The sequence below is a fragment of the Asanoa sp. NPDC050611 genome, assembly GCF_040654855.1.
In the GTDB taxonomy this organism is placed as follows: Bacteria; Actinomycetota; Actinomycetes; order Mycobacteriales; family Micromonosporaceae; genus Asanoa.
Map to the genome: position 1 here is coordinate 1 of NZ_JBFAIU010000453.1, position 5,019 is coordinate 5,019.

Annotated in this window: 6 protein-coding genes; all 6 read left to right on the plus strand. The window is 73.8% G+C overall.

The genetic code is table 11. From position 1 onward, the window contains the following. Nucleotides 1-71 precede the first annotated feature (71 nt). Nucleotides 72-479 carry a TadE/TadG family type IV pilus assembly protein gene (locus tag AB0H87_RS37885; protein ID WP_360157355.1) on the plus strand — a complete coding sequence of 136 codons (408 nt, stop codon included), beginning with the start codon at nt 72-74 and terminating at the stop codon, nt 477-479. Next, nucleotides 470-1,513 (plus strand): pilus assembly protein TadG-related protein, encoded by a 1,044-nt coding sequence (locus AB0H87_RS37890; protein ID WP_360157340.1) that lies wholly within the window; start codon nt 470-472, stop codon nt 1,511-1,513. The genes AB0H87_RS37885 and AB0H87_RS37890 overlap by 10 nt, the downstream gene beginning before the upstream one ends. Before the next feature lie 20 nt (nt 1,514-1,533). Beyond that, the gene (locus AB0H87_RS37895; protein WP_360157343.1) at nt 1,534-2,322 is read left to right on the plus strand and encodes an RcpC/CpaB family pilus assembly protein; all 789 of its coding nucleotides are present in this window, start codon (nt 1,534-1,536) and stop codon (nt 2,320-2,322) included. Further along, nucleotides 2,319-3,485, plus strand: a complete 1,167-nt coding sequence (locus AB0H87_RS37900) for a P-loop NTPase (RefSeq protein ID WP_360157346.1) — start codon at nt 2,319-2,321, stop codon at nt 3,483-3,485. Before AB0H87_RS37895 ends, AB0H87_RS37900 begins: the two co-directional genes overlap by 4 nt. Then, nucleotides 3,482-4,807 (plus strand): CpaF family protein, encoded by a 1,326-nt coding sequence (locus AB0H87_RS37905; protein WP_360157349.1) that lies wholly within the window; start codon nt 3,482-3,484, stop codon nt 4,805-4,807. The genes AB0H87_RS37900 and AB0H87_RS37905 overlap by 4 nt, the downstream gene beginning before the upstream one ends. After that, nucleotides 4,801-5,019 (plus strand): hypothetical protein (locus tag AB0H87_RS37910; RefSeq protein WP_360157352.1); only part of this gene is annotated, 219 nt, incomplete at its 3' end. The genes AB0H87_RS37905 and AB0H87_RS37910, both read left to right, overlap by 7 nt.

A 5,019-nucleotide genomic window follows, 5' to 3' on the forward strand; every position in this document is an offset into this window, starting at 1 on the left:
GGTCGACCGGGTCGATCGCCGGATCCGCGTAGGGGTCGTGCACCAGCACCCGGGCGTCGAAGGCGGACAGGATCCGACCCACGGCCCGTCGGGGAAAGGGCGATCGGGGTGCGGCCGCCGTCGAGGCCGCGTTCGTCTTTCCCATTCTGTTGTTGCTCATTTTCGCGATCATCGATTTCGGACGGTTGCTCAACACCCAGCTCAACGTGACCGAGGCGGCCCAGCAGGGAGCGCGGATCGCGTCGTTCGGCGACCAGCCGCGCGCCCGGGTCCGCGAGCTGGCGGGCGACGAGGCGGCGATCGGCGACCTCCGGGTCTGCGCCGTCACGGACGGCACCGACGCGAGCGCCCGGGTGACCGTCACCTTCCCGTTCGAGTTCGTGACACCGCTCGGCGCGGTCGCGGCGATGCTGGGCGCGGGCGGTGGCGGCGGTGGGCGGCTCACGGTCACCGGCCGCGGGGTCATGCCGTGTTCCTGAAGCGGCAGGGCGACCGGGGCGCGGTCGGTGCCCTCACCGTCGTCCTGTTCGGCACCGGCGTCCTGCTCGCCGTGTCCGCCCTCGTGGTCGACATCGGCCTGATCTACGCCGAGCGCAAGCAACTCCAGACCGGCGCCGACGCCGCGGCGGTCAGCGCCGCCCAGGTGTGCGCCACGGACGCCGCCCGGTGCGGCGGTCCGGACCTCGACCGCACCGCCACCGCGTACGCCCGGAACAACGAGACCAACGCGGAGGCCGCGGCGACCGTCTGCGGGCGGGGCGGCGACCTGCCCGCGTGCCCGACCGGAAGCGCCGACCAGTGCGCCCGGCCCGCACCGGAGACCGGTGCCTACGCCGAGGTACACACCCGCATCCAGCGCGCCGACGGGTCCAACCTGCTGCCGCCCGTGTTCGCCCAGGCGGTCCTCGACGACTACGACGGCGCCGCGGTCACGGCCTGCGCCCGCGTGGCGTGGGGCCCACCGGCGGCCGCGCGGACGTTCGGGCTCGCGATCTCCACCTGCGACTGGCAACGGATGACCGGCCGGGGCGGGCGCCTGCCCTCGGTCGAGCAGCCCGTCCCGCTCTACGACGAGACCGACCCGGCCGCCTGCGGCCGCCGTGGCCTCGGTGACGGCAACCAGGGCGGGTTCCGCTGGCTGGCCGGCACCCGCGACTGCCGCGCCGCGGTCTCGACCACCCGGGCGGTCGAGGTGACCAGGCCCGGCGAGCGCCCCGACGACTGTCTCGACCTGCTCGAGGAGCTGGTCGCCACGCCGGACCGGGCGATCGCCGTCCCGGTCTTCGCCCGGGTGAGCGATGACGGCGGGTACACCGTTCGCGGCGTCGCCGCCTTCGTCGTCACGGGCTGGCGCCTCCCGGACTCGGTCGAGCCGTCGCCGCGGCTCGGCCGCGACTGCCCCGAAGGCGCCAGCACCTGCGTCTTCGGCTACTTCACGCGGGCCGTCGTCCCCGGCGGGGGAGCGGTGGGCGGACCCGACCTCGGCGCACAGATCACCACACTCATCGGCTAACGACAGGGAAACGACCGGACATGAACCGACGCGTCATCGCCGTATTCGCCGCCGTCGTCATCGCGGCCGCCGGAGCGGTCGCCGTGCTGCTGTACGCGCGGTCGGCCGACTCCCGGGCCGTCGCGGGCAAGGCGGCGCGCACCGTGCTGGTCGCGGAGAAACAGATACCCGCCGGCACCAACGGCCGTGCCCTGCGCGACGGGGGCTACCTGCGGCAGACCCGGATGCCGACGGAAACCCTGCCCGACGACACGCTGGCGAGCGTCGAGTCCGAACTGGACAACCTCGTCACCACCGCGGTCGTGCAGCGCGGGCAACTCGTGCTGCGGACGATGTTCGGCACCGCGGTCAGCCGCTCCGGCATGGTCATCCCGGACGGGAAGCTGGCGGTCTCGGCGAAGGTCAAGTCGGCGGTGTTCGGCCCGGGCACGGTCCGCGCCGGCACGCGGGTCGCCATCTTCTACACGTACACGCCACAGTCGGCGAGCAAGCCCGACGAGGTGTCCGGCGGCGGTCTCGAGCGGGCGCGTGACGTCAACAGCAGAACCCGGGTCCTGCTGACCGACATCGAGGTCATCTCGGTCGGCCGCGCCGCCGACGGCGAGGACGGCGACGCGCCCCTGCCCGCCACGACGACGGAGTCCGCCGACATCGCCATGACCTTCGCCCTCGACCAGCGGCAGGCCGAGATCCTCGCGCACGCCACCGCGCTCGGCGGGTTGCTCAACGTCGGCCTGCTCGGCGACGCCTCGGACGTCGACCCCGACCGCGGGGTGGACAACGGATCGCTCTTCGGGAGGGCGGGATGACGATCCTCTTCGAGCCGAACCGGCAATGGTCGGCACATTTGTCCACAGTGCTCGGTGGCGGCGTGCACCCCGTCGGCCGGGTCGAGGACCTGCGCCGGCTGCTGGGCGACCTGCCGGGCGAGCCGTTGGTCGTCTTCGGGCCCACCACGCCGGCCACGGTCGCGCTGGAGGTCGCCGCGCAGCAACGGCTGCACCGGCCGGCCCTCGGCGTGGTCCTGCTCCGCGAGCGGCTCGACCTGGAGACGATGGGGCAGGCGCTGCGGGCCGGCGTACGGGAGGCGGTCGACGCGCACGACGCCACGGCCGTGCGGTCGGCGTGCAGCCGCTCGCTCGAGGTGTCCCGGCAACTGAGCGTCGGCACCGCGGCGCCGTCCGCCGCGGCCGAGGCGCGGATCGTGACCGTCTTCTCCGCCAAGGGCGGCTGCGGCAAGTCCACGTTGGCCACCAACCTCGCCGTGTGCCTGGCCGACGGCGGGCGGCGGCGGGTCTGCCTCGTCGACCTCGACCTCGCGTTCGGCGACGTCGGCATCATGCTGCAGCTCGCGCCGGACCGGGGCATCGCCGACGTCGTGGCCTCCCGGGACCGGATCGACGCCGGGCTGGTGCGGGCGATGCTGACGTCGTACGCACCGGGCGTGGACGTGCTGCTCGCGCCGGTCGGCCCGACGGAGGCCGAGCGGATCGACCGCGACCTGGTCGTGGCGGTGCTGGCCGCGGTCCGCACGATGGCCGACTACGTCGTCATCGACACGCCGGCCCACTTCACCGAGGGCGTGCTGGCCGCGCTCGACGTCACCGACGTGCCCGTGCTCGTCGCGACCCCGGACGTGCCGGCGCTGAAGAACCTGCGGATCGCGATGGACATGCTCGATCTGCTCGGGCTCGGCAAGGACAACCGGCTGGTCGTGCTCAACCGCAGCGACGCGAAGGTGGGCCTGTCCGGCGCGGACATCGAGCGCGTCCTGCAGAGCCGCACGAGCGCGCACATCCCGTCGAGCCGGGACGTGCCGATCTCCATCAACCGGGGCACACCGATCGTGGTCGAGAAGCCCGGCCACCCGGTGAGCAAGGCGATCCGCGACCTCGCCGCGGGCGCGATCGCCCAGCAGGCGAACGGCCGCGGCGGTCGGTGGCAGCGCGCCAGGGCCGGCGGTGGGCGATGACGCTCACCGACCGGATCACCCAGCGCCAGCACGGCGCCCGCACCGGCGTCGGGTCGGCGGCGGCGCTGCGGATACGCGTACACCGTGAGCTGTTGGCCATCCTCGGACCGCAGCTCTACGACCGCCGCACCGGCGACGCGGCGCTGGAGCAGAAGGTCCGGGAGACCATCAACGACGTGCTGGCGCGGGACGACTCGCCGCTCGCGGTGGCCGACCCGGCGCGGGTGGCGGCCGAGCTGATCGACGAGATCCTCGGGCACGGCCCGGTCGAGCCGCTGCTGCGCGACCCGGACATCACCGAGATCATGGTGAACGGGCCGGACCGGATCTACGTGGAGCGGTTCGGCCAGATCCACCAGGTCGACGCGGCGTTCGTCGACGAGGAGCACCTCCGGCGGGTGATCGACCGGATCGTCTGGCGGGTGGGCCGGCGGGTCGACGAGGCGAGCCCGATGGTCGACGCCCGGCTGCCCGACGGCAGCCGGGTCAACGTGGTGCTGCCGCCGATCGCGCTCGACGGCCCGATGCTGACGATCCGCAAGTTCGCCCGCGAGGCGTTCACGGTCGAGGACCTGATCGGGTTCGGCACGGTGAGCCCGGAGCTGGCCCAGCTGCTCTACGCGTGCGTACGCGGTCGCCTCGACGTCGTGATCAGTGGCGGCACCGGCTCCGGCAAGACGACGACGCTCAACGTGCTGTCCGGGTTCATCCCGGCCAACGAGCGGATCGTCACCATCGAGGACGCGGCCGAGCTGCAGTTGCGCCAGGAGCACGTGCTGCGGCTGGAGGCCCGCCCGCCGAACATCGAGGGCCGTGGCGAGATCACGATCCGCGACCTGGTCCGCAACGCGCTGCGGATGCGGCCCGACCGCATCGTGGTCGGCGAGGTCCGCGACGGCGCGGCGCTCGACATGCTCCAGGCGATGAACACCGGCCACAACGGATCGTTGACGACCGTGCACGCCAACGCGCCGCGGGACTCGATCGCCCGCCTCGAGACGATGGCCATGATGGCCGGCCTCGACCTGCCGGTGCGGGCGATCCGCGAGCAGGTCTCGTCCGCCGTCGACCTGATCATCCACCAGGAGCGGATGCGCGACGGCGCCCGCCGGGTCACCCAGGTCGCCGAGGTGATCGGCATGGAGGGCGAGGTCGTGACGCTGCAGGACCTGTTCGTCTTCGACCATCGCGCCGGCTTCGACGAGCACGGGCGGCACCAGGGGACGCTGCGGTGGACGGGCCTGCGGCCGCGCTTCCTGGACACCCTCGCCGACGCCGGTGTGCCCGTGCCGCCCGGCCTGTTCGAGAGCCCACCGTGGTGACCCGGCCCGCGCTGGCGGGCGCCGCCGGTGCGCTCGCGACGCTGCTGTTGACCGGGACGCCGGCGTACGCCGACAGCCCGCTGCCCGTCTCGGTGGCGAAGATCGGCGCGTCGGAGGTCCAGCTCGTCGCCGCGCTGCCCACGGGCGCCGGCGGCCGCCTGCCCGCCGTCACCGTGTCCCGCGACGGATACGCCCTGCCGGCCGCGGTCCGG